The following is a 23,988-nucleotide window of genomic DNA, read 5'->3' as shown; positions in this document are numbered from 1 at the left end:
TTCTTATAATTGCTCAAGTAATTCTAATTCTTTTTCTACAAATAGCATTAGTTCTTTAATGGTTTCACCAGAGAAATCAAAACGAATACCGGCTGCATCATATACTTCTTTTATAGATTGCGAGCTTCCTAGTGATAATGCCTTTTTATAATTTTCTAGTGTTTGCTTAGGATCCTCTTTATATTGTTTATACATTTGTAATGCCCCAAGTTGGGCAATCGCGTATTCAATATAATAAAATGGTACTTCAAAAATATGGAGTACAGGTAACCAACTCGTTGCTATCCAGTTTTCGTAGCCATCAATATGTATGACGCTAGATTGATAATGTTTTTGAAGTTGTAAGTATTTTTCATTTCTTTCTTCAGAAGTATGAATTGGATTTTCATACAGCCAGTGTTGAAATTGATCTACAATAAGCATAATAGGTAAATATGAAATAACATCTTTAAAGAAGTTAATTTTTGCTTGTTTTAAATCTTTTTTGTCTGTATAGAAGGTATCCCAATAATTAAGCGAGAATAACTCCATTGTCATACTGGCTAGTTCAGCTGTTTCAGCTGGAATTTCTATATACTGTCGTAATTCTAATGGTTTTATGAGTTCGTTATGAATACTATGACCCATTTCATGTATAAAAGTGATAATATCATCTTGTGTATAATTTAAGTTCATAAAAATATAAGATAATTGTGAAGCTGGTAAGTACTCACAAAAGCCACCAGCTGCTTTTCCTTTGCGGCTTGTTAAATCAAGACAATTGTGTTTATACATTCGGTTTAAAAGTGCTGAAAATTCAACATCTAGTTTATTAAAGATATGAGTGCTCTTTTCAATTAAATCATTTTCATTTGCAATAGGTTTAAGTACTTTTTGATCTGGAGTTACAGCTGATACATCCCAAGGGCGAAGTGTATCTACTTGCAGTTTTTCTTTTTTCTCTAGCATTATTTTATCTTTAAGAGGCACAACATACTTACGTATGGATTCGGCTAGTTCATAGCAATCTATCGCTGAATAATCAAAACGCTCGTATTTTTTGAACATATAATCGCGATAATTCTCTAGTTGAATATTTTTTGCTTTTTGATGACGAATTTCAATTAATTGATTTAATATGTTTTGGAGTTCTTTTTCAACAGATAAAAATTGTTCAGAAATAATGGTTTTTGCCTTTTTACGGATGTCACGATTCGAATCTTGTAAGTAGGATTGTAATTCTGTTATCGTTTTTTCTTCTCCGTCCCAAATTCCACTTAATCCTCCAGTGATTTCAAAGTACTCTGTGACTAATTTATCTTCCTTTATTTCTAATTCGATATTTTCCTCACAAAATAACTTTTGAGCATTTTTTATTTTTGCATCTAACAAACCATATACGTTAGAATCTAATTCCATTCGAAAAGGTGACTCTAAATATTTATTATCCAATAAATTTTGGTACCGCTTTAAAAGAGGCTTTACAAATTGTTGATCATGTTCAAAAGTATCCTTTATTTCTTCATCATCCGTATTACATTGAAAGGCGATGTAATGTGATCTTAATTGTTCTTCGATTTCCCAAATTACTTTTGACTGCTCTTTTAACCAATTTTCAAGGTCTAGTTTTGAAGAAATCATCTTATTTAATAAAGTCGAAAGAGTTTTTTCCAATTGTAGTACATTACTAATATCAATCGTATTTACACGTTGCATTATATATCCCTCACTTTTTATTTATTCATAGAGATATTCTATTTATTAATTGTAATTCCCTTGTTAAGTGGGGAAAATGTGAAATAATGTTAAATTTAATAATTATAGAAGGTATTTATATGTCAAAGTAAAAAGTTTATCGTAAATGAAAATGTGTGGAGGGGTGCTACATGAGAAAGGGAACAAAGGTACTTGTATTTTTAATTCCATTTGCTTTATTATGTGCCTGTGAGAATGAGATTGAAGATGCTAAAAGTGAAGATTCTATAGTGATGGATATTGCTACAGCAGCGGTAAAGGAGGAATCTTTTTTTAGTGCTGCTATATGGGATGAAAAAGCAAGAATAGTAGATTTAGAAATTGCTGATAGCGAAAATGCTAACGAAATAAAAAAAGAAATTAATAAAAGATTGCAAATTCAAGGTATTATGTCCTATAAAGTAAATATATCTCAAAGAAACAAAGAGATTGTAAATGCAGAACATAGATGGGAGTTAGTTTTTGGACAGATATTTGATGACGTATTCAGGAAGAATGGATATGAAGGGTTTGGGATTCAGCAAATAAATTATAAAAAGAATCAACCTGTTACCATTGATATAAAAACTAAGATTAGCGATGATGAAGTAGGGGCGAGAGAACTTGGACAGAAAATAGAAAAAGAAGTTGAAGGGGTACTTAAAACAGAAGCAGTAAAGAAATGGATTGAAAATGATTCATACGCTATTGGGATTTACGATATAGATGATCGGAAAATTAACTAATTGAGGAATGAATGCTATATGAATATAAAATCGATATAATTAAATAGAAAATTGCTGAAGGAGGTGTAATATGTATAAGTATTTACATATTTTAAACGACATAGAAAATATGATTCAAAATGGAGAAATAAATGAAGGAAAGAAATTACCGTCTATACGGTCACTCGTTACGCAATATGAATGTAATAAGGCGACAGTTATACGTGCGCTTCATGAATTAGAAAAGCGTCATATTATATATTCTGTCCCTCAAAGTGGATATTACGTTGTTAAGAAATCTGGGAGTACCATAGAAAATAACGAGATAATTGATTTTGCTTCCTCAGCACCAGATCCAGATGTTTTCCCATATTTAGATTTTCAACATTGTATTAATAAGGCTATTGATACGTATAAAAATGATTTGTTTGTATATGGAACGCCGAAAGGGTTACCATCTTTAATACCAGTTATTCAAAAACAACTAGCAAATTATCAAGTCTTTACAAAAGAAGAAAATATTTTTATAACGTCAGGTGTTCAGCAGGCACTTGCTATATTAACTTCTATACCATTTCCGAATGGAAATGAAACTGTATTAATTGAACAACCAACATATCATCTATATATTGATTATCTAGAAATAAATAAAGTTCCTGTAATCGGTATTAAACGTACGAATGAAGGTATCGATTTGAATGAATTGGAGCAAATATTTCAAACCGGAAAAATAAAATTCTTCTATACGATACCGAGATATCATCATCCGCTTGGAACGTCTTATTCTAAAGATGAGAAAGAAAAAATCACACTATTGGCTAAGAAATACAATGTATTTATAGTGGAAGATGATTATTTAGCAGATTTAGAAACTGATTCAAAAGCAGATCCGTTATATAGCTTGGATAATTGTAGTCATGTCATATATTTGAAAAGTTATTCGAAGATTATTTTTCCAGGTTTACGGGTTGGAGTTGCGGTCATCCCACGATCCATTGCAAATGCTTTCTATACATACAAAAAAATACTAGATATTGATAGTCCGATGATTTCTCAAGCGGCTTTAGAAATTTATATAAAGAGTGGTATGTTTGAACGTCATAAAAGTAAAATTAATTCTTCCTACTACAATAGATCAATAAAACTAGCAGAAACATTAGAAAAAGTGCAAAATAAAAATTCATCATTATTTACATATAATAGACAAAACACACTTGGAATACACACTTGTTTAGAAATGCAGAAAAACATAGTTACAGAAACACTTATACAAAAATTAGGTGACATTCAAATAAGTGTCGATACTATTGATAAGAATTATATGAGGGATTTTCCTAAAGAAAAACTATTAAAATTAAATGTTTCGAATGTAAAAGAAGATAAGATTGAAGAAGGTATTCGTAAAGTAATTGAGGAAATCAAGCAATCAAGACAGTTGGATTTTCAGTTTAGAAAGGAATAATTTGAATTAGGAGGTTTGTTGTGAGATTGTTTTACAATTAGTTACTCCAGATGGAGAAGCCTATATGAGGAAATATGATAGGAAGCATATACCAGAGGTTATAAAGCTGAATTATAAAAGTTGAATAAAATGAAACGATTACGGAGAAAAGTAGCAGTTGTGGCCGGAGCAACTATATATGTAACTGAATAACTATATGTTTTTTAAGAGCACTCTTAGCAAAAAGTGCTCTTTTTCATTAATGTAAATATTTACTTAGCATCTTTTTAAAATGATTTTTATCATAATTTACATATTGCGTAGCTGTATTTCGTATTGAATCTCCCGCGTAAAATCTTTCGTACAATTCGTGTCTAGATCCTAATGGGCTTCCGATGATATCCCAGGCTAACTTAAATAATTTTGTACGTTGTTCGGCATCTATATTCGTTCCATTAAAGTATTTTTTCAATAAATCAGCTATCGGACTCTGGAAGTCATTCGAGCTCGAAGGAAGTTGAATGAACCCACCTGCTCCAATTAATTGTAAAATTTCTATTGCACGGGGATAATATTTGGAACCAAGATTCCTTGCAGTTTCAATATATTTAAAGTTCGGCAAATAAGTTTTTGTTTCATTTGTAGTACCTTCAACTTCTGCAGCAATTAAAAGTGCGCGAATTGTTTCGATTTGCATAATTAATTCCCCAAGCTTCTCTTGAACATGCAAATAAGTAGTAGCACCAATCGCTTCAGCAATTTCATAAGCAATTGCAGTTATAAATTCTAGCTTTACTACTAATCGTACAATTGCTTGGTGATAAGCTAAACTACTAGAAGCTATATCTGACTTTATTGCCCATAACGCTTCAGGGTTGTTATATAGTAAGACACGTTCCCATGGTACAAATACATTATCAAAGATTAATAGTGCATCCATTTCATCGTACTGTGAGCTAAGAGGGGAATCAACTGTAATTGAATGTGTATTCGCAAATGGTTCTCTACAAACCATATGTAATCCAGGAGAATTGGCTGCCACAATGAGAAAGTGAGCTAAATCTTTTTGAGTATCAGTCAGTTTTGCTAATGGATAGATTAATAAATCATTTGAATAAGGAGAAGCAGTACCAATCATTTTAGCACCACTTAAATAAATTCCGTCAGAAGTTTTCTTCGTAACTCTTAGTAATCCTAAGTCATTTGTATTCAACATTGATTCTGTAGATCGATTTATTTGTGGATCACGTTGAACTACGCTTAAGAACAAGTGATTATCTCTCGCTTCTTCATAATAAGATGTAATTTTATCTGGAAACTGTACATCGAATTTTTTATAAAAATATTTTGATACGTACCAGCCGGTAAGTCTCGATCTTGCGTAATCAGATAGTCTACTCATTACACCGTCTGTAGCATAACTCCACGTTTCAAAAGCGGTTCTCCTCATTAATAATTCGTTATAGGAATTCGGAATTAAAAAGGCTGTATGGACAAATTCTTTCGTTTTTGGGCTAACATATCCAACAGAATCTCTTCGTATTGGATCATCAAACAATGAAAATAAATTAGAAATGGTACTTAATGTTCCTGCAAAATGTTTGTCTGTAGTTACATCTACTTTTTGTCCATAGAGCCAAACGTTACGACCATCTTGTAAGCTCTTTATATAGTAATCTTTCAAATTTTGCATATTTCCTCCTTCTAAAGACTATTCATATATTTGGACATCTTTTAATGGTGGGGAATATACGTGGAAAGTTATTACTGCCGAATCTGTTATACATTTTATGCACAGTATCTTTTTTTACTGTGAAAATATTTCCCTCTGTAAACTCTTCAATCCGCTCGCTATTATTTTCGTACGTTATATTTTGTAGCGTACCATTGACTATTAGTATACATCCTACAGATATTCCGTGATCGTGCACAAAAGTCTTTGCTTTGCTGGGGAAATTTAATACTAAAATCTCTACAAATTCAGACTGATAGATAACGTTCCGTCCGTATTCAAGATTAACTGGTGAAGTAATAAAAGGAGATATTTTATGAAGTGAAATATTTAATGATTGAATAACGTGTATTAAATTGACCGTATCGTAGTTACATAGGTTATTAAACGTTTTTTGTATGTTATGAATCAATTGCATGTAAAACTTCCTCCTAAGCATGTACAGTAAAAGAAAACCTAATCTAATATTATATAGAGCGTATTGAATTACATAATATTGTATTGAAACATTTCCAAAAAGTTACTTCTTTTACTTAGGAAGTTCATTTAATTTGAAAATTGCGGTAATTAGTTCCGTTAAAATGATATGCTTGAACTATATGTTTTTTATCCCGTTAAATCCCGACTGGTGAGGGCTGATAATCAGTGGAGGATGAACAACCCCCCCACTGATTAAAGTTTCACTTTATTGGAAAGGTGATGAAATAAATGGCAGTTCTTTTAGTGGAAAATCTATATCAAATGTCTATTGTTTTACTGATTTTATGTTCATTTTGTTTTTATAGATATTTAAAGAAAATAAAAAAGGAAAGAAAGCTTACAGGTTTTGAAATTACGATGTATATCGTTACGCAACTTGCGTATTTCATTTGGGCGGCAACAACTTTTCTTAAAATGTTATCAGAATAGTAATCTTAAAGTGTTAGATGCTGAACAGTAATGTACAGGAGCAGTAACGGTATAAACGTGGGCAAGGGTAATTTCTCTAGTGGGTAAATAAATATAGTCGATAACTAGATGGATAACAATATTACTTATAACATCTTTATAAAAAGAGAGGATATAAATGGAACAATATAAATTAATTTTAAAAGGGCCTAAACAACTCAAGTGGGAAATAAATGAAATTAAGGACATACAGGACGATGAAATTATCGTTAAAACAATCGCAGGAGCGATAAGCATTGGGGCCGAGTTACCACAGTATAATGGATCCGATGTTACGGAAACGAATCCTTTTTATCCAAGAAAAACTGGATATGAAAGTTATGGTGAAGTGATTCAAGTTGGTAATAAAGTAACACATGTAAACGTAGGTGATAAAGTAGTTTCTTTTTATGGACATGAAACGATAGGGATAGTTAAGGGGCATAAAGTAATCCGAGTGCCTAGTTCTATACAACCTAAAGTTGCTTTATTATCTATTCTTTCGTGTGATGCCGCTAAAGGAGTATTGAAACTAAACCCGCGACAGGATGAAAAAGTACTTATAACTGGAATGGGAGTTATTGGTTTACTCGCTTGTAATTTCTTAAAATACTATGTAGGCATTGAGCACGTGGATGTTGTTGAGCCTAATAAAAATAGAAGAGATTTTGCAAAGAAGTTTGGTGCGAAAAACATATATGATTCAGAAGAGAAAATAATAGAAACATATAATTATGGTTTTGAATGTTCTGCTACAAATAGTGGGTTCCATACTTTGCAAAAAACTCTTAAAACTAATGGTGAAATATGTATACTGTCTGATGGTAATATAGAAGAACTAACATTAACTGCTAACTTTTATCAGAAAGAATTGCAAATCATTGGATCAAGTGATGGATCCGATTATCAAAAGCATGCAGATTGGTTTTTTGAAGAAATAGGAAAAACACCATTTATAGAAGAGATCTTTCAACATGAAATACATTATACTTCACTCATAGAATGCTTTGATGAATTGAGTTTAGGGATAATTAAACCATTAAAAGTATATGTTTCATATGAATAACGAAAAAAATGAGTAAATATTTGTCACATACCTTACAAATGTTTCGTCACATTTATGATTACTAAATGAGGAGGAACATATATGAAAATATTTGTAGCAGGTGCAACTGGTGTAATAGGACGTTCTTTATTACCACTGTTAATAAAAAATGGGCACACGGTGTTTGCGATGATCCGTACTACTTCGCAAGTAGAAGCAATGAAAAAGGTTGGTGCCATACCAGTAATAGCTGATGTATTTAATAGAGAGGCTGTATTTTCTGTATTAGAAGAAACAAATCCCGATATAGTTATTCATCAATTAACGTCATTGTCATCATGGAATTTTGAGGATAATGCAAAAATTAGAACAAAAGGCACTCGTAACCTTGTCGATGCAGCTAAAAATGTAGGGGTACAGAAAATAATCGCTCAAAGTATTTCATGGGCGTATGAACCAGGGGATACATTTGCGACTGAAAAAGATTCACTACATATTACTGCTTCCGCGCCTCGGCAAGTCACTGTTAATGGCATATTAAAATTAGAAGAAGCTGTTACTGAGTTACCTGAATCGGTTATACTTCGTTATGGCACATTATATGGACCAGGAACATGGTATGCGGAAAACGGATTAATAGCAAATCAAGTTCGTAATAATGAGATTATCGCATCAGACGGGATAAGCTCGTTTATACATGTCGAAGATGCTGCAAGAGCTACTATGCTAGCCCTTAATTGGCCTTCAGGAATCGTAAATATTGTAGATAATTATCCAGCAACTAGTAAAGAATGGTTACCAATATATGCAGCAGGGATAGGGGCACCTAAGCCTAAAGTTCAAGATGGGAAAAATAGTTGGGAAAGAGGAGCTTCCAATAATAAGGCACGTAAAGAGTATGGTTGGATACCTTTATTTCCATCATGGTCTGAAGGATTTAACAACTTAATAGGTAAGTAAAACACAACTTTAATGGGAATGATAGTAAAATACAACATTAAAGGATTGGGCTAATATGAATATAATTTGGGAAAGTATTATATTAACTCTTACTGGAATAATTGTTTTGAAAATGACAGGTAGTACATCTGTTAGCCAAATGACAAGAGCTGAAATCATTATAGTTGTATCAATTGGCCGTATTATTGTAGAACCTGTATTAAGTAGAAAAGTAGTCCCATCTATATTTGCGGCTATCATATTTGCAAGTATATTACTTATCATTCATTTCTTTGAATTAAAATCAAGGAAGTTGGAACAATTTTTAAATGGAAGTAGCATTATAATTGTTGAAAACGGAGAGATTTTAAAAGAGAATTTGATGCAGGCAAAAATGTCGGAGCAACAACTATATATGCAATTAAGAGAAAAAGGGATCCATGATGTAAAGAGTTTACAGCAAGTTACAGCGGAACCGAATGGGCGTATTGGTTATCGATTAATAAAAGAAGCAGAACCAATAACTTTAGAAATGTTAGAAAAAGTATTAGATCGGTACAATATAAAAAGATAATTTCTTATGTGAAATGCCAATATACAATTGAATTATTGGCATTTTTTATTTTTTCTAAATGTAAAAGTTAATATTTAGAATAGATATTCAGCCAATCTTTAAATTAGATATAGGCTTATTAATATGCTATATTCAATGGAGCTATAGTGACTGTGGTGAAAAAAGCAGCGTTAAAATGAATAGGTCTTTCATGTGATATTAAACATGAGATAAGAATAAGGAGATAGAAACATAATGGAATTTTGGGAATCAAGTTTTATTGAAAAACAAACGATGTGGGGATTGGAACCTACAGAATCTGCAATTTTGACAAAAGATTTTTTTATTGAAAAGAACGTTAAGGATATATTAGTTCCGGGTATTGGTTATGGAAGAAATGCAAAGGTTTTTATCGATAATGGTATAAATGTAACAGGTATTGAAATTTCGAAAACAGCGATCGATTTAGCAAGAGAAAACGGACTAGAAGATGTTAGTATGTATCACGGTTCAGTAAACGAAATGCCTTTTGATAATAAACTGTATGATGGGATATTTAGTCATGCACTTCTTCATTTGTTGAATGGACAGGAAAGAGAGAATTTTATTGAAGATTGTTATAATCAGTTAAAACCAGGCGGATATATGGTTTTTACAACTGTTTCTAAAAAAGCTCCCATGTACGGAAAAGGAAAACAGTTGGATAAAGATTATTATGAGATAATGGAAGGTGTAAAAATGTTCTTCTATGATTCTGAATCTATAAAAAAAGATTTTAATCAATATGGATTAGTACAAGTTTCGGAAATTGATGAACCAAATAAGAACATGGCAAATAAACCTCCAATTAATTTTTTAACGATAAAATGTAAGAGAGAACTATAATTAAAAGTTATTAAGAATTATTAAAGATGTTTATATATTGATTATGCACAAATAAAAAGGACAAGCATATAATAGAAGTACCTATTAACTTTAAGTAACCTTAACTTTCTTTAATAGGATATCTCAAAATCCCCAAAAAGAGCACTTGCGGAAACAAGTGCTCTTTTATTTGGAATTTTAAACCATAAATGTTGAATAAAATGTTAAACTGAAAAGAGCAATTTTTGTAATTAAAACTGTAGTATATGAATGGAGTGTTATTGAATGCAAACAAGAAAAGCCTATCTATATGTATTTGACACGATGTCTGATTGGGAGTACGGACATTTAATTGCTGAACTTAATACAGGGAGATATTTTAAAAAAGATGTAGCGCCTTTTAAAGTAGTCACAGTTGGAATAAATAAAGAAATGGTTATTTCAATGGGGGGCTTGAATATAAAGCCGGATATTTCCCTAGATGAATGTATCCTTGAGAGTAACGATCTATTAATTTTACCTGGAGGGAATACTTGGAGTGAAGAAATACATAAACCTATTTTGCAAAAAGTTGATGAGGCTTTAAAACTTGGTACAATTGTGGCTGCCATTTGCGGTGCAACTATAGGTCTTGCAAATTACGGTTACTTGGATTCTATAAATCACACAAGCAATAGTTTAGAGTATATGAAAATGGTTTGTCCTACTTATAAAGGAGAAAATTTTTATAAAGAGGGACCTGTATCATCCAGTGAAAACCTTATTACCGCATCGGGTGTAGCTCCTCTAGAATTTGCCATGGAGGTATTGAGAAAATTAGATGTATTTGCGCCAGATACACTTCATTCATGGTATAAATTGAATGAGACTCATGAAGCGGAATATTTCTTCCAGTTAATGAATTCAATTAATAGCTGATTAGTATTTCGAATGAAAATTATATTTTAGATGATACGAAAACTAATAACGAAATAATATTATGAAGATAAAAGGTAAGGGTATTCCTATGAATATATGAGAAAATATCCTTACCTTTTATAGTATTATTTCTGAAAGGCAAAAGTAATAGCATTTGTTTTTAATTGAATGTGTCTTTCATTACGAACTATATTATAAGCTAATTCTTTTATTTCAACTTTTACTTCTTTCCATCCTTTATAAATACTTTTTAATAGATGTATCATTTCATCAGTTGGGAGATTAATTTCAATTAAAGCTTCTAATTCTTCATTCGTTTTTAAAACAATTTCTTGTATGTTAGAGTTAATAATTAAACAATTAATACCGCCGTTTTTTGTCCCTTGTTTCATAGAATGGAGCACTTTTTTAAAATCTTCTTTTGATTTAACATGCTCTAAACTTGATACTGCAACGATATAATCATAAGCGTTAGAGTCAATATGATAGTTTTCAATTTCTGCTTGTTCTGTTTTTATAGCCTCGAATACATCATGTTCTTTACTATAAATTTTTAGCTTTGTTAAAGCGGAATCAAGTAAATCAACACATGTAACAGTGCCATTATAATTTTTTATTATTTGTGCAATTGGAATGCTATTTCTACCGATGCCAGAGCCAAGATCAAGTACTTGCAAGTTGTTTTGTCCTTCAAAGTGATCCATCAAGTCCATAACTGTTTTAACCGGTTTGTACAGCCAAGAGCCAATTTCAAATAGTTTATATTGTTCATAGCAAAGGTCGTGATATTTCTTTTCTTCTTGTCTTATGTATTCGATACGGTTCATATTGTTTCAGCCCCAATATTTTTATTGCAAAATGAATAGGTGGGACAGCCTTTAACATTTGTTTGAATTCGAAAAATACCACCAGCATGTGGATACTCTTTTAATTCGTCATCAGTCATTCTTGTTCTGGCTGTTGTGATATATAAATCTGTTAAATTAGGTCCTCCAAATGTACATGATGTTACATATAAAGCTGGAATTGGAATGCTTAATATTTTTTCTCCAGTAGAGGGATTCCATCTAGTTATTTTTGAACCTCCCCAATGTGCAATCCATAAACAGCCGTCTTCGTCAATTGTCATACCATCAGGTAGACCATCATTTTCAGAGAAAATGATTACATCAATTGGATTATGAATGTCTCCAGTACGTATATTATATTGATAGCGAACCACTTTTTTAGTAGGTGTATCTATAAAGTAAAAGTATGTATGATCAGGTGACCAAGCAATTCCATTTGATGTATTTACATGTGAAACTTTTTTCTCTACACTTAAATTATGATGTAAACAATACAAGGAACCTGCAGCATTCATACCGTATGTATCTGTAGAACCTGCCCAGAAACGACCAGCTGGATCACATTTTCCATCATTGAAACGATTTTCTATTAAATGTGGTTCAGGGTCAAAAATATGTGTCAGTTTTTCGGTATTTATATTAATAGAATAAAAGCCTTTTTCCATAGCTAAGAGTAGTACATCCTCTAAATATGGAACAACACAGCCGATTTGTTGATTGAGTGCAATTACTCGGTTCGTATTAGCGGTAGGATTGTATATGCATAATTTTCTCTCCATAATATCAACCCAATATAAAAGTTGCTTTTTTTCATTCCAACATGGTCCTTCAGCTAAACTTGCTTTAGCATCTAAAACTAATTCTATATTACTGAACAAGATGTTCACCTCGCGTTATAAGATATTAATATAATTCGATAAGAATAGAGGTAAACCTTTTAGTCAAAGGATATTAAAATTTATGCTGTAGAAAAATGACCTTCTCACAAGTGATTAAAAAAGTGTATAAACAAGGAGAGGAAAATGCATATGATGTTTTATGAGATTGTTTGCTTTTCTTGTAAGAATATATTTCGTGTTTACGAGGGCAGTGAAAAATATAAGCGATTTAAAGAAAAACCAAAAGGGGTATATTGTTGTGATGAGTGTAGTCACAAAATTCAATTAGAAGCGATAAAGAATTTTTTTAGGTAATTAAACTAAAATTCCGGAAATCATAACTTAATTTTTATTTTAGAAGATTTTTTAAGAATAATGTCTAAATATAGAATGTAAATAAAGATGAAGTATACACAAAACAATTCGTTTAATCGATAAGTATATATTATGAAAATTGAGTTAGAAATAAAAACGGCAAGCTAGAATTCGCTTGCCGTTTTTTTATAGTTTTGTATGTATTTGTATACCTTTTGCTTTTTCTTTTTCGTTCTTTACGCGTACAATTAAATTATAAGATCCAGATTTTGGTGCTTCAAAAGAAAGTAAACCTTCTTTTTGAGAAGTGACTTCTTCTTCGTAAATGACCTTATCGTCTTTAGTGATTTGTAATAAAATTGTACCCTCTTCAACGGTTGCATCAAAAGGAAATTGTACATTTCCTTGTTCAGTTTTGATCGTTTGTACATCGTAATACCCTTTCAGGGAGCCAATGTTTAAAGTTGTTTCGCCGTTTTTTTGAACCTTGGTGACTTTTACTGCTGTATTACCACATGCGCTTAATAATACAACAAGAGTTAGAATGAGAAATAAACGTAGTAATTTCATAGTGATCCCCTTTTTATCATTATAAAATTTTTCCAATGCGTAAATTAGTTTATCATTTTTTTATAAACAAATATATACATTAAAACTAAAAGTTGTTATTTAGTGATAACCTCTTATATACCATTTGGTTTCTATTAGTCTAAGAAACTTCAGTACATGTTGAATATTCGATTAATAAAATGTTATAGGAGTTAAATATTTTATCTTACTATTAGATTACTTGAATGAAAAGAAAACACCGAAAGTATATATAAAAGCAGGTACTTTCGGTGTTTTCTTTTTTACTATCGTGAATACATTTTTGGACATTCATCACCACTTGGTTCATAAAAACAATGGCTTTTAAACTGTCCTACAAATGGCTGATTATACCATTCAGGTGGACAAGCTCCAACTGGACGGAAATACCAAAGAGCCCATCGTGCAGGCCAGCGCCATTCACCTTGTAAAACTTTTCGTGCAATTTCTTTTTCTGATTCACGAGCGCGTTGATAAAAATATCCATATTGTACTGCTTCAAATCCGCCGGGGCTTTGATATACAGCGTCGCGTACGGTACGGAGTTGTTTAAAATCTAAGCAATCACAAAATACACGGTTTACTACAACGCATCCAACTAACTCCTCACCTTGGCGACCTTCGCCTTCAGCTTCAGCACGAATTAAACGAGCTAGTAAATCAACATCACTTTCGTTGTATGGAATAAGGGGCATAGTGATACCACCTTTCTGTTATAGTAAAGAGTGTATGTTATAAAACAATCTGCGTGCTTTTTTACATAAAAATAACATTTAATTTTAAGAGGAGCTTGTATAAAAAGAGCTAATTAGTAATAGTAGATAAATATAAAAGGGAGAGGTATTATGTATCGAATTCATAAAGACCATATCATTTACTCAATGTCACCAGAAAATAAGCCTTGTATGGAAGTGGAAATTGGGAGCAGTCTTGTATTTGAAACATATGATTGCTTTGAAAATCAAATCGATTCTGAAGATGTTGTGTTTCAAGAATTAGATTGGAACCGAATTAATCCAGCGACTGGACCTGTATATGTTAAAGGAGCAGAACCTGGCGATATATTAGCCGTAACGATTGAAAAGATTAAAATTGCAGAGCAGGGCGTTTTAACTACAGGTGCAAACCTTGGTGTAATAGGGAATGAGTTAAATGAAAATACAGTGAAAATTGTCCCAATACATAATGAACATGTTTTGTTTTCAAGTGAACTACAAATCCCGATTAATCCAATGATTGGGGTAATTGGTATTGCACCGAAAGAAGAGAGCATTTCATGTGGCACACCGCATGATCACGGCGGGAATATGGACTGTAAAGAAATTAAAGAAGGAACAACATTACTACTACCAGTTAATGTCCCAGGAGCACTATTAGCGTTAGGTGATTTACACGCAGCAATGGGGGATGGTGAAATTGGGGTTAGTGGAGTAGAGGTTGCTGGTGAGGTAACTGTAACAGTTCAAATTATAAAAGGGAAAAAATGGCCACTACCAATGGCTATTCAAAAAGAAAAAGTAATGACGATTGCTTCAGAAAAATTGCTAGATGATGCAGCAAATCGTGCTGTACGTAATATGGTGACATTTTTACATGAAGAATTAGCAATGTCTAAAGCTGATGCAACGCTTTTATTATCGGCAGCAGGTAATTTAAAAGTTTGCCAAGTTGTGGATCCGTTGAAAACGGCGCGTATGGAATTAGGGATGGATTATGTGGAGAAACTAGGATTTACTTTTAGTAAATTTCATATTAAATAGATAAGGGACGAAAAAGGATACTTTTGTATAAAAGCATCCTTTTTTAATTTACGGATTTTGTGAAAAGAGGTAGTATTTATTTTATATAAGTATATTTGAGATTGTGGATTAAAAAGGAGTTCAATAATGGTCAAAATTATGATTGTAGAAGACGATATGAAAATTGCAGAACTATTATCAAAACATGTTGCGAAATATGGTTATCAAGGAGTTATTGTATCGGACTTTCAAAATGTATTAGACATTTTTTTAGATGAACAACCAGAGTTAGTTTTATTAGATATTAATTTACCGAGTTTTGATGGGTACTTTTGGTGTCGTCAAATTCGCGTTGTTTCTACATGTCCGATACTATTCATTTCGGCCCGTGAAGGTACGATGGATCAAGTTATGGCGTTAGAAAATGGTGGCGATGATTTTATTCCGAAGCCTTTTCATTATGAAGTTGTAGTGGCGAAAATTCGTAGTCATTTAAGACGTGCATATGGAGATTATGCACCGAAACTAGAAGAGCGAATGATTGAGCAACAAGGCCTTTGTTTATATCCTGAAAGACTTGTATTGAAACTTAGAAACGAAGAGATTGATATAACGAGAAACGAAGCTATTTTATTAGAGACATTAATGAAAAATTATCCGCGTGTTGTGAGTAGGGAAGTGTTGTTAAATAAATTATGGGATAGCGAATCTTATGTTGATGATAATACATTAAGTGTAAATACAACACGTGTGCGTAAAAAGTTACAAACGTTACATATAGAAGGTGCGATTGAAACGATTCGTAGTGTTGGATATAGATTGCATATTACTTGGGATACTGGTATAGAAAAATGATAAGGTTGTTTATACGTGATCATATACCACTTATTTGCTTTACTATAATTCAACTACTAGCTATATTTCTCGTATATTGGTTTGATGGGCATAATCATATTACAACGGCGTTATATGCAATGTTTCTAGGGGCTTTCTTTATGGGAAGTTATTTAGTGTTTCGTTATTTTACACATCGTTCTTTTTATGAGCGCTTAGCAAACCCGATGCAATCTTTGGATGAATCTGTTCAAAAATCTGATTTTGCAGCTGTATCGGCTGCTCTTCAAGAACTACTTGAGGTGCAATATCGACATTATCAAAATCAGCTGCAAATGCAAGAGAGAAAAAATAATGACCATTTAACCTTTATGAATCAGTGGATTCATCAAATGAAAACACCTTTATCTGTAATAGAATTAATTACACAGGATGAAGTAGATTCACGTTTTGAAAGTATAAATGAGGAAACTGATCGATTAAAAAAGGGATTAGAAATGGCTCTGTATGTCGCACGTTTAGAAGCATTTACACAAGATTTTTATGTAGAAAGAGTACAACTACATAAAATAGTGAATGATTCGGTACATGAGCATAAACGGTTCTTTATCCGGAATTTTGTATATCCAGAGCTTGAAATTGATAAGGACATTACTGTAGAAAGTGATGCGAAATGGTTACAATTTTTAATTGGGCAAATACTATCGAATGCGATTAAATATTCATCAGGTAGTAGAGAAAAGATTAAAGTGAAAGCTTGTAAGGAAGGTAATACCGTTATACTTGAAATTGCTGATAATGGCGTAGGTATACCGAAGCAAGATTTACCAAGAGTCTTCAAACCTTTCTTTACAGGAGAAAACGGTAGAGATTTTAAAGAATCAACAGGAATGGGGCTATATCTCGTATATGAAATTACGAAGCAATTAGGACATAGTGTAGAAATCCATTCAGAAGTTGATAAAGGTACGGTAGTACGAGTAATATTTTTTAATGTGTAAAAAGTGATCAAGGCTAAAGAACGTTGGAGATAAGTTTTTTAGCCTTGTTTTGTATTTTTTAAAAACTTTTCATATGAATAAATGATACAAATTAGTAAAAATTAAAGATATGAGCACATGAAATTGTAAAAATAAACTTGAAGAAAAATAATTGCTTTTGAAGTACAAATAATAATATTTACGCATACAGTATTATCATGGTACAATATGGTTATTAATGACAGAAAGGAATGATGGGTGGACGATGATTAACTAATCTTATTTTTAAATGTTGAAATTCAATAAATTTCAATTTCTAAAAAATAGGATTAGTCTGCCCAATTTCCATAGAACGGTATTGCTATTTATGTTACGTAATAGCTTATTTGGGTGTAAATATTTTAACGACTAATCCTGCCAAATTTATTTGGGAGGATTTTTTTATTCTCCCTTAATGAAAGGGATCGGTATTATGAAAGAACTATTAAAATTAAATGATGTTTATGTTGAAATAAAAGAAAATATGTTGTTAGAGAAAATGAATGTGACAGTAAAACAAGGGGATGTTATCGGATTAATTGGTAAAAACGGTGCTGGTAAATCAACGTTACTTCAATTAATAAATGGAAAGATTGAGCCTTCAAAAGGGATTGTTGAATGGCAGCAAATGAATATGACAACCGCATATGTTGAGCAAGAAATAGAATCTTTTATTAGTAATGATGTAATTGCAAAAGAAGCAGAACTTCTTGCGAAATGGGGCGTGCCAACGAACGATTTTCATACTTTAAGTGGTGGTGAAAAGCTGAAAATTCGATTAGCAAAAGGATTTGCTGAAAATCCTAATGTCTTAATATTAGACGAACCGACAAATCATTTAGATGAGATCAGTACGGGATTTCTCATTAAACAAATAAAAAACATGAAAGGTACAGTTATCGTTGTATCGCATGATCGATATTTTTTAGATGTTGTCGCAACAAAAATATGGTCAATTGAGGACAAAAAATTAATTGAGCATAGTGGTAATTATACGAGCTACATGAAAGCACGTGAGCAAAAAAGAAAGTCGCAGCAGCGTGAATATGAAAAACAACAAAAAAAGATAGAACAAGTAGAAACACATATAAAAGAATTGAGTTCATGGTCACAAAAGGCACACGCGCAGTCTACAAAACAAGAAGGTGTGAAAGAATTCTATCGTGTAAAAGCGAAGCGAATGGATGCACAAGTGAAGTCAAAACGAAAACGACTTGAAAAAGAGCTGGAGAAAACGAAAGTAGAACGTGTGAAAGAAGAGTATTCAGTTGAGTTTTCTATTCAAGCGAACAAAAAAGTAGGAAAACGCTTTTTAGAAGTAAAGCAATTAAAAAAAGACTTTCATGGGAAAGTATTATTTGAAAACGTTAATTTTACAATTCAGCACGGTGAGAAAGTTGCGATTGTTGGACCAAACGGTAGTGGGAAAACAACATTACTGAAGATGATTATGGGAACGGAAACTGCTGAAGGAGAAATATGGATTTCACCTTCAGCAAACATCGGCTATTTAACACAAGAAGTTTTTGATTTACCGCTTGATAAAACACCAGAAAATTTATTTTTTAAAGAGACGTTTGAAGAAAGAGGAAAAGTCCAAAATTTAATGAAACATTTAGGATTCCAAGCGTCTCAATGGAAAGAGCCGATTGAGCATATGAGTATGGGAGAAAGAGTAAAGTGTAAGCTAATGGCTTATATTTTAGATGAAAAAGATGTACTCATTTTAGACGAACCGACGAATCACTTGGATCTACCTTCACGTGAACAACTTGAAAATACATTAGCTGAGTATAACGGAACATTAGTAATTGTATCTCACGATCGATATTTTCTGGAGAAAACAACTAACACAAAACTCGTGTTTTCAAACAATACGATACAAAAGCAGCTAGAAGAACCTACTAAAACAAGAGATGATATTGAAGAGCTACGTTTAACGTTAGAAACAGAGAGACAAGAAGTATTAGGAAAATTAAGCTTTTTAACTTCTAAAGACAAAGAATATAAAGCACTGGATGAACGGTTTATTGAACTTACGAAGCAGATTAAGGAGCTATAACGTAAATAAGGGGGATTAACATGGGAGAAGAGAGATTCACTAAGTTATTTAAAATAGATTGTGGAGATATATACTTGCAAGAGTTTACGGTCAAAGATGCAGAGAGTATTTATAAAATAGCAAATCAACCGGAAATAGCAAAATTTTTACCAGACTGAAAATCAACGAAAGAACAAAGGGTGGATTGGATTGCAGATTATGAAATACCAGCAAACAAAGCATTTCTTGATGCAGTGAAAACTACGAATAACATAGATAATCATATGTTAAAGCTAGGAATATTTAAGAAAGCTACAAATGAACTCATTGGATGGTGCTGCACGGGTATGAAAGAAGAACTCCCTTCACCAAACAGAGAGATAATGTATGCTATCTCAAATGAATATCAAAATCATGGCTATGCTACAAAAGCGACTAAAGGTTTAATTGACTATTTGTTTAAAGAAACAAATTTAAATGTCCTTAACGCAATTGCTTTAATTAACAATGTAGCATCAAATAAAGTTATTGAAAAATGCGGGTTTATTTATAAGAGCCAACAGAGGATAGAAAATCAAATATATAATCATTATATATTGAGAAAATCTGAGTGGATAAAAATATAACGTTTGGTAGTAAAAGACCGATAGCAATCGGTCTTTTCTCATTTATATAATAAAGATTTATTATACATTATATTTCCTACTACTATACAATTATTATAAGATAGTTATGCGTTAATTTTAGTTTGAAATAATTATGTTGTCAGTTTTTTTAGAAATCTTACAAGCGTGTAAGGTAAATGAAAGATGAATCAATATGAGCTGTAAGACAATTTATTTACACTTTATAGTGAGCAGTGGAAATGAAGGGAGAATATACATGGAAATTTTACAGGCTAAAAGTATTAGTAAAGTATATAAAGGGAAAGTACCTTATAAAGCATTAGTAGATATTGATTTATCAATTCAAGAAGGTGAATTTGTAGGAATTATGGGTCCATCAGGTAGCGGAAAAACAACGTTATTGAATATGGTATCTACTATTGATTCTCCATCATCGGGAGAAATATTTATTAATGGCACAAATCCTTTTCAATTATCATCAGAAGAATTAGCGTTATTCCGCAGAAAACAATTAGGATTTGTTTTTCAATCATTTAATCTTCTTAGCACACTTACTGTAAAAGAAAACATCGTATTGCCGATGACTTTAGATGGTGTTTCCGTGCAAGAAATGAACAAGCGATTGGAAGAGATTGCAGAGAAGTTAAATATTACAGATATATTGAATAAAAGAACGTTTGAAATATCAGGGGGACAAGCTCAAAGAACAGCAATCGCTCGTGCAATTGTTCATAAGCCGCAATTATTACTTGCAGATGAACCAACAGGGAACTTGGACTCTAAATCTTCAAATGATGTAATGGAGATGCTGGATACTCTAAATAAAGAAGAAAAAGCAACGATGATGTTAGTTACACATGATCCGTATGCAGCGAGCTTTTGCAGCCGAGTAATCTTTATTAAAGATGGTCAACTATATAACGAAATTTATTGTGGTGAAAGTAGGCAAACTTTTTATCAAAAGATTATGGATGTCCTTTCTTTGTTAGGAGGGAAAAGGCATGACTTTTCGTCAGTTCGCATTTAATAATATTTTTCGCAATAAGCGTACATATGCTGCCCATTTTTTAAGTAGTGCATTTTCTATTATGATTTTCTTTACGTATGCTCTTTTATTATTTCATCCTGATTTACAAGGTGAGTTGAAATCGACAAGTGCAACAATAAGTGCATTTGGTACATTGGGATTTTCAGTTTCGCAAGGATTGATTTTTGTATTTTCATTTTTCTTCATTTTATATTCAGTTAGTTCGTTTTTAAAAACGCGTAAGAAAGAATTTGGCATTTTAATGATGCAAGGTATGTCAATGAGACAGCTTAAGAAATTATTATTAATTGAAAATATGTTGATTGGACTTGGTTCAATTTGTATAGGGATTTTCATTGGACTCATATTTTCTAAACTAGTCTTATTGATAAGTGCAAGTGTATTAATGATTAATAATGGTTTACCTTTTTATATACCAGTGCGGGCTGTATTATTAACTGTTATCACATTTCTTTTCTTGTTTTTAATTGTTTCATTATTTACATTTAAAATGATAAAAGTAACGGAACTTGTGGAACTTATTCGAGCAGAGGAAAAGCCAAAACCTGAACCGAAATCTTCAGTTTTATTATCGCTACTTTCTTTAATTAGTATAGGGTATGGATATTTTTCAGTATTTCGCTTCATACCAAGTACCAATTTTATTACGCTTGGAATAGGTGTGCTCCTAGTAATTATAGGAACGTACTTTTTATATACACAGTGTAGCGTGTATATATTGCGCCTTGCTAAAAGGAGAGAATCTTTCTTTTTAAAGAGAACAAATATATTAACATTTTCTGAATTAATTTACCGTATGAAAGATAATGCAACGATGTTTTTTATAGTATCTATTGTTTCAGCAGTTGCATTTACAGCAATTGGTACAACAGCCGCAATTGGAAATAGGGATTTAGTAAGGATGACAAATCCCTATACATTTTTGTATGGAAGTCTTGAAAATGACAAAGTATTGAATAAAAATCTTTCTATTATAAAAAAGCACCTTTCTGATGCTAATATTCCGTATCGAATGGCTTCATCTTCATATATATACACAGAAAATGGCGTAAATGTAATGAAGTTAAGTGAATACAACGATCTTGCTAAAGCACTAGGCTATCAACAAGAAAAAATTGAAAAAGAAGATGAAATTTTATTAATTCCTGGAGTCGTATCACAAAAACAAGAATTTAAAAATGGCGAGTATAAAAAGAATATAGAAGTCATTCAAGGTGACTGGACAAAGACATTTCATGTGAAAAAAGCTGTAGAAAATTTAGTTTTACCACACGATTCTAGAACTATTTATATCGCTGTTCAAGATCAGGTATATGATGGAATGCCTCTTACTAGTGACCCAGTTAATAAAGAAATTCCATATCGTACTTACGGATTTGTTGTAGATGATTGGATAAAAACGAAAGAGATTTCCAATCAATTAAAGAGTATATTCGATAAAGATCTTAGGGACAGAGATTTCTACTTTGAAGCTTTAACATTAAACTTGTTGGAAGCAAAGCAAAAGAATGGTTTATTACTTATGGTAAGTATTTTAGTCGGAATCGTCTTCTTTACATTCGCTGCTAGTTTTATTTATTTCCGATTATATACAGATTTGGATCGCGATCAGCAGCAATATAAAATGATTTCGAAAATGGGATTAAGTAAAGGTGAGTTAAAAAAAGTTGTAACGAGACAGTTATTATTAATGTTCTTTTTACCAATTGTCGTTGCAGTGATTCATACTGTAGTCGCTTATATAGCATTACAGCAATTAGTCGATTTTTCTATCATAAATAGCTCTATCGTTATTTTAATTTCATTTATATGTATACAAGTTTTATATTTCTTTATAACCCGTTGGCGTTATCTGCAAAAGCTTTATAAGGTTATGGAGCAATAGAATTTATTAGCTTGTAAGACTACAATAAAGTATGTAGAAAAATGAACTGTATGATGAAAGGAAACGAGATGAAAAGAACTTTAACTATTTTTATGTTAACGATACTATTATTAATAAGTTTTAGTGCATGTTCTAAAAAGGAAAATCCATTTCCTGCAAACGGTGTATTAATTATTGGAGATGAAAATAATATTTCACCAATTATTAATCGTTATCAGGAAATTACGGAAGAAAATGAAGTGTTTTCTGTGAAAAAAGGGGAAGTTGGAAATGGAAATGTCTTAATTTTAAATGAATCTACAGCACAAGCATTGATTAAAGAAAAACTTTTTCGAAAACAAGATAATGGCTCCAATTATATTATAGATACGTTACCGAAATTCCCCAAAGAAGGGGCGCTATTATTTACAAGTGAAGACAATAAGACTATGAAAAGTATTAAAATAGGAGAGGAAGAGATTCCTGTTACATACGATAGTGATGCTTGGATAGGTAACAATCGTAAATATTCAACGGAATGGTATATGATTGTAGCAAAAAATAGTGTTTATAAAGAAATAAAGGCAAATGAAATGAAAATGCATCTTCTTCATTTGAAAAAATCACTAGGTGACGAAAAACCTAAAATGTCGACAGATAATACATTGGTTAATGAAAATGTCAAAGTAAAAAAGTTAATTAAAGGTTTGGAAGGAGAAGTATCTTTTCACTTTGTAACGATTGGCGAAAAACCTTAAAAAAGAGTTCGAAGTTGATAAAAATTTCATCAGCTTCGAACTCTTTTTAGTTTATAGACAAATCAATTATTATGCTTTACATTACTTCATTTAATCGAGTCTCACTCGTTTCTTCAATCGCATTTGAATTTTGAACTGAATTATTTTGTGCTTCTTTTTCTTTACGAGCCTTTTGTAGCATTTCAAGGATGATCCATAAGGGAACACCTTTATCCTTTAACATCTTCCATAAATCTAATTCATTAAATTTATGCTCAGGCTGTTTCATTTCTTTTTCAGATGAACGAATATCAAACTTGATAGGATCATTTATTTTCTTACTTTCAAGTTTAGTAGAAGAGATAGTATTATGCTCAAGAGTAGATGGAGTTATTTTAGTAGGTTGAGATAATGTATGAATATTTGATCCGATTTGCATGCTTTTTCCTCCTTTTCAAGCAATGAGATTAGTTTTCTTATGGTTTTTAAATCTTTTTAACATGAGGCAACTATATCTAATTATAAATTCAAATAAACAGATTTACAAGTTGTATTGTAAAAAGTAAATATTTACTTGAATTAATATTTATCAAC

At 31.7% G+C, this 23,988-nt stretch carries 23 protein-coding genes and 3 pseudogenes; 18 read left to right on the top strand and 8 right to left on the bottom strand.

The features are described from left to right. Nucleotides 1-3 precede the first annotated feature (3 nt). Nucleotides 4-1,695, bottom strand: coding sequence for a M3 family oligoendopeptidase (locus AB6801_RS24675; RefSeq protein WP_097999462.1), 1,692 nt, complete (start codon nucleotides 1,693-1,695; stop codon nucleotides 4-6). 170 nt (nucleotides 1,696-1,865) lie between these two features. Here AB6801_RS24675 and AB6801_RS24670 point away from each other — a divergent pair, with 170 nt between their 5' ends. The 3 genes and pseudogenes from AB6801_RS24670 to AB6801_RS24660 form a co-directional block, all read left to right on the top strand. After that, nucleotides 1,866-2,459, top strand: a complete 594-nt coding sequence (locus tag AB6801_RS24670; RefSeq protein WP_058839798.1) for a DUF4030 domain-containing protein — start codon at nucleotides 1,866-1,868, stop codon at nucleotides 2,457-2,459. A gap of 70 nt (nucleotides 2,460-2,529) precedes the next feature. Further along, complete coding sequence (locus tag AB6801_RS24665) at nucleotides 2,530-3,900, top strand: aminotransferase-like domain-containing protein (protein WP_053512861.1); 1,371 nt, start codon at nucleotides 2,530-2,532, stop codon at nucleotides 3,898-3,900. 13 nt (nucleotides 3,901-3,913) lie between these two features. Further along, nucleotides 3,914-4,024: pseudogene (locus AB6801_RS24660) on the top strand (carboxypeptidase regulatory-like domain-containing protein); the annotation flags it as partial. Between the two features lie 114 nt (nucleotides 4,025-4,138). Here the strand turns inward: AB6801_RS24660 and AB6801_RS24655 are convergent. Together AB6801_RS24655 and AB6801_RS24650 are read right to left on the bottom strand one after the other, a co-directional pair. After that, a complete protein-coding gene (locus tag AB6801_RS24655; RefSeq protein ID WP_097999461.1) occupies nucleotides 4,139-5,572 on the bottom strand; it encodes a 4-hydroxyphenylacetate 3-hydroxylase family protein in 1,434 nt (477 codons plus the stop codon). A gap of 18 nt (nucleotides 5,573-5,590) precedes the next feature. Next, nucleotides 5,591-6,029 (bottom strand): annotated as a pseudogene (locus AB6801_RS24650) (cysteine dioxygenase). A 290-nt stretch (nucleotides 6,030-6,319) separates the two neighbouring features. On the opposite strand from AB6801_RS24650, the gene AB6801_RS24645 reads away from it, so the two are divergent. From AB6801_RS24645 to AB6801_RS24620, 6 genes are all read left to right on the top strand, one after another. Then, nucleotides 6,320-6,520 carry a hypothetical protein gene (locus AB6801_RS24645; protein ID WP_000279694.1) on the top strand — a complete coding sequence of 67 codons (201 nt, stop codon included), beginning with the start codon at nucleotides 6,320-6,322 and terminating at the stop codon, nucleotides 6,518-6,520. A 157-nt stretch (nucleotides 6,521-6,677) separates the two neighbouring features. Further along, nucleotides 6,678-7,604, top strand: coding sequence for a zinc-dependent alcohol dehydrogenase (locus AB6801_RS24640; protein ID WP_000438841.1), 927 nt, complete (start codon nucleotides 6,678-6,680; stop codon nucleotides 7,602-7,604). A gap of 81 nt (nucleotides 7,605-7,685) precedes the next feature. Continuing rightward, complete coding sequence (locus AB6801_RS24635; protein WP_097842428.1) at nucleotides 7,686-8,543, top strand: NAD-dependent epimerase/dehydratase family protein; 858 nt, start codon at nucleotides 7,686-7,688, stop codon at nucleotides 8,541-8,543. A gap of 55 nt (nucleotides 8,544-8,598) precedes the next feature. Then, nucleotides 8,599-9,096, top strand: coding sequence for a DUF421 domain-containing protein (locus AB6801_RS24630; RefSeq protein WP_097999460.1), 498 nt, complete (start codon nucleotides 8,599-8,601; stop codon nucleotides 9,094-9,096). A gap of 234 nt (nucleotides 9,097-9,330) precedes the next feature. After that, a complete protein-coding gene (locus tag AB6801_RS24625; protein ID WP_000397628.1) occupies nucleotides 9,331-9,960 on the top strand; it encodes a class I SAM-dependent methyltransferase in 630 nt (209 codons plus the stop codon). 264 nt (nucleotides 9,961-10,224) lie between these two features. After that, on the top strand, nucleotides 10,225-10,857 hold the full coding sequence (locus AB6801_RS24620; RefSeq protein WP_001194774.1) for a type 1 glutamine amidotransferase family protein: 633 nt from the start codon (nucleotides 10,225-10,227) through the stop codon (nucleotides 10,855-10,857). Between the two features lie 125 nt (nucleotides 10,858-10,982). Here the strand turns inward: AB6801_RS24620 and AB6801_RS24615 are convergent, their stop codons facing one another. After that, nucleotides 10,983-11,684 (bottom strand): class I SAM-dependent methyltransferase, encoded by a 702-nt coding sequence (locus AB6801_RS24615; protein WP_001079537.1) that lies wholly within the window; start codon nucleotides 11,682-11,684, stop codon nucleotides 10,983-10,985. Beyond that, nucleotides 11,681-12,583, bottom strand: coding sequence for an SMP-30/gluconolactonase/LRE family protein (locus tag AB6801_RS24610; RefSeq protein ID WP_097861963.1), 903 nt, complete (start codon nucleotides 12,581-12,583; stop codon nucleotides 11,681-11,683). Before AB6801_RS24610 ends, AB6801_RS24615 begins: the two co-directional genes overlap by 4 nt. A 144-nt stretch (nucleotides 12,584-12,727) precedes the next feature. On the opposite strand from AB6801_RS24610, the gene AB6801_RS24605 reads away from it, so the two are divergent. After that, on the top strand, nucleotides 12,728-12,898 hold the full coding sequence (locus tag AB6801_RS24605) for a DUF2197 domain-containing protein (RefSeq protein WP_000551046.1): 171 nt from the start codon (nucleotides 12,728-12,730) through the stop codon (nucleotides 12,896-12,898). Nucleotides 12,899-13,084: 186 nt separating this feature from the next. Here AB6801_RS24605 and AB6801_RS24600 read toward each other — a convergent pair whose 3' ends face one another. Then, nucleotides 13,085-13,468, bottom strand: a complete 384-nt coding sequence (locus AB6801_RS24600; protein WP_000771814.1) for a BA_1872 family lipoprotein — start codon at nucleotides 13,466-13,468, stop codon at nucleotides 13,085-13,087. A gap of 284 nt (nucleotides 13,469-13,752) precedes the next feature. Then, a complete protein-coding gene (locus AB6801_RS24595) occupies nucleotides 13,753-14,181 on the bottom strand; it encodes a cell wall hydrolase (protein WP_001128398.1) in 429 nt (142 codons plus the stop codon). A gap of 150 nt (nucleotides 14,182-14,331) precedes the next feature. Here AB6801_RS24595 and AB6801_RS24590 point away from each other — a divergent pair, with 150 nt between their 5' ends. From AB6801_RS24590 to AB6801_RS24555, 8 genes and pseudogenes are all read left to right on the top strand, one after another. Next, nucleotides 14,332-15,246: an acetamidase/formamidase family protein gene (locus tag AB6801_RS24590; RefSeq protein WP_000285663.1), complete on the top strand. Its 915-nt coding sequence runs from the start codon at nucleotides 14,332-14,334 to the stop codon at nucleotides 15,244-15,246. 126 nt (nucleotides 15,247-15,372) lie between these two features. Next, on the top strand, nucleotides 15,373-16,080 hold the full coding sequence (locus AB6801_RS24585; RefSeq protein WP_370941202.1) for a winged helix-turn-helix domain-containing protein: 708 nt from the start codon (nucleotides 15,373-15,375) through the stop codon (nucleotides 16,078-16,080). Next, complete coding sequence (locus AB6801_RS24580) at nucleotides 16,077-17,060, top strand: sensor histidine kinase (protein WP_002103134.1); 984 nt, start codon at nucleotides 16,077-16,079, stop codon at nucleotides 17,058-17,060. The genes AB6801_RS24585 and AB6801_RS24580 overlap by 4 nt, the downstream gene beginning before the upstream one ends. 451 nt (nucleotides 17,061-17,511) lie before the next feature. Beyond that, entirely contained in the window at nucleotides 17,512-19,140 is a 1,629-nt protein-coding gene (gene abc-f, locus AB6801_RS24575) for a ribosomal protection-like ABC-F family protein (RefSeq protein WP_002103136.1), read from the top strand. A 20-nt stretch (nucleotides 19,141-19,160) separates the two neighbouring features. Further along, nucleotides 19,161-19,745, top strand: a pseudogene (locus AB6801_RS24570) (GNAT family N-acetyltransferase). A 256-nt stretch (nucleotides 19,746-20,001) separates the two neighbouring features. Beyond that, the gene (locus AB6801_RS24565) at nucleotides 20,002-20,772 is read left to right on the top strand and encodes an ABC transporter ATP-binding protein (protein ID WP_000404440.1); all 771 of its coding nucleotides are present in this window, start codon (nucleotides 20,002-20,004) and stop codon (nucleotides 20,770-20,772) included. Next, nucleotides 20,747-22,678, top strand: a complete 1,932-nt coding sequence (locus tag AB6801_RS24560) for an ABC transporter permease (protein ID WP_000144153.1) — start codon at nucleotides 20,747-20,749, stop codon at nucleotides 22,676-22,678. The genes AB6801_RS24565 and AB6801_RS24560 overlap by 26 nt, the downstream gene beginning before the upstream one ends. Before the next feature lie 50 nt (nucleotides 22,679-22,728). Beyond that, nucleotides 22,729-23,415: a lipoprotein BA_5634 family protein gene (locus AB6801_RS24555; RefSeq protein ID WP_000975419.1), complete on the top strand. Its 687-nt coding sequence runs from the start codon at nucleotides 22,729-22,731 to the stop codon at nucleotides 23,413-23,415. A 76-nt stretch (nucleotides 23,416-23,491) separates the two neighbouring features. On the opposite strand, the gene AB6801_RS24550 is transcribed toward AB6801_RS24555, so the two are convergent. Continuing rightward, nucleotides 23,492-23,833, bottom strand: a complete 342-nt coding sequence (locus tag AB6801_RS24550; protein WP_001165515.1) for a DUF3914 domain-containing protein — start codon at nucleotides 23,831-23,833, stop codon at nucleotides 23,492-23,494. Nucleotides 23,834-23,988 lie beyond the last annotated feature (155 nt).

Origin of the sequence: Bacillus sp. RCC_6_1 (assembly GCF_041360755.1) — a bacterium.
Taxonomy (GTDB): Bacteria; Bacillota; Bacilli; order Bacillales; family Bacillaceae_G; genus Bacillus_A; species Bacillus_A cereus.
This window is presented reverse-complemented; position numbering and strand designations above follow the sequence as displayed.

What these genes read in the sequence shown, in the direction of transcription:
- AB6801_RS24675 (WP_097999462.1), bottom strand. Translation starts at nt 1,695, where the DNA reads ATGCAACGTGTAAATACGATTGATATTAGTAATGTACTACAATTGGAA.
- AB6801_RS24670 (WP_058839798.1), top strand. Translation starts at nt 1,866, where the DNA reads ATGAGAAAGGGAACAAAGGTACTTGTATTTTTAATTCCATTTGCTTTA.
- AB6801_RS24665 (WP_053512861.1), top strand. Translation starts at nt 2,530, where the DNA reads ATGTATAAGTATTTACATATTTTAAACGACATAGAAAATATGATTCAA.
- AB6801_RS24655 (WP_097999461.1), bottom strand. Translation starts at nt 5,572, where the DNA reads ATGCAAAATTTGAAAGATTACTATATAAAGAGCTTACAAGATGGTCGT.
- AB6801_RS24645 (WP_000279694.1), top strand. Translation starts at nt 6,320, where the DNA reads ATGGCAGTTCTTTTAGTGGAAAATCTATATCAAATGTCTATTGTTTTA.
- AB6801_RS24640 (WP_000438841.1), top strand. Translation starts at nt 6,678, where the DNA reads ATGGAACAATATAAATTAATTTTAAAAGGGCCTAAACAACTCAAGTGG.
- AB6801_RS24635 (WP_097842428.1), top strand. Translation starts at nt 7,686, where the DNA reads ATGAAAATATTTGTAGCAGGTGCAACTGGTGTAATAGGACGTTCTTTA.
- AB6801_RS24630 (WP_097999460.1), top strand. Translation starts at nt 8,599, where the DNA reads ATGAATATAATTTGGGAAAGTATTATATTAACTCTTACTGGAATAATT.
- AB6801_RS24625 (WP_000397628.1), top strand. Translation starts at nt 9,331, where the DNA reads ATGGAATTTTGGGAATCAAGTTTTATTGAAAAACAAACGATGTGGGGA.
- AB6801_RS24620 (WP_001194774.1), top strand. Translation starts at nt 10,225, where the DNA reads ATGCAAACAAGAAAAGCCTATCTATATGTATTTGACACGATGTCTGAT.
- AB6801_RS24615 (WP_001079537.1), bottom strand. Translation starts at nt 11,684, where the DNA reads ATGAACCGTATCGAATACATAAGACAAGAAGAAAAGAAATATCACGAC.
- AB6801_RS24605 (WP_000551046.1), top strand. Translation starts at nt 12,728, where the DNA reads ATGCATATGATGTTTTATGAGATTGTTTGCTTTTCTTGTAAGAATATA.
- AB6801_RS24600 (WP_000771814.1), bottom strand. Translation starts at nt 13,468, where the DNA reads ATGAAATTACTACGTTTATTTCTCATTCTAACTCTTGTTGTATTATTA.
- AB6801_RS24595 (WP_001128398.1), bottom strand. Translation starts at nt 14,181, where the DNA reads ATGCCCCTTATTCCATACAACGAAAGTGATGTTGATTTACTAGCTCGT.
- AB6801_RS24590 (WP_000285663.1), top strand. Translation starts at nt 14,332, where the DNA reads ATGTATCGAATTCATAAAGACCATATCATTTACTCAATGTCACCAGAA.
- AB6801_RS24585 (WP_370941202.1), top strand. Translation starts at nt 15,373, where the DNA reads ATGGTCAAAATTATGATTGTAGAAGACGATATGAAAATTGCAGAACTA.
- AB6801_RS24580 (WP_002103134.1), top strand. Translation starts at nt 16,077, where the DNA reads ATGATAAGGTTGTTTATACGTGATCATATACCACTTATTTGCTTTACT.
- abc-f (WP_002103136.1), top strand. Translation starts at nt 17,512, where the DNA reads ATGAAAGAACTATTAAAATTAAATGATGTTTATGTTGAAATAAAAGAA.
- AB6801_RS24565 (WP_000404440.1), top strand. Translation starts at nt 20,002, where the DNA reads ATGGAAATTTTACAGGCTAAAAGTATTAGTAAAGTATATAAAGGGAAA.
- AB6801_RS24560 (WP_000144153.1), top strand. Translation starts at nt 20,747, where the DNA reads ATGACTTTTCGTCAGTTCGCATTTAATAATATTTTTCGCAATAAGCGT.
- AB6801_RS24555 (WP_000975419.1), top strand. Translation starts at nt 22,729, where the DNA reads ATGATGAAAGGAAACGAGATGAAAAGAACTTTAACTATTTTTATGTTA.
- AB6801_RS24550 (WP_001165515.1), bottom strand. Translation starts at nt 23,833, where the DNA reads ATGCAAATCGGATCAAATATTCATACATTATCTCAACCTACTAAAATA.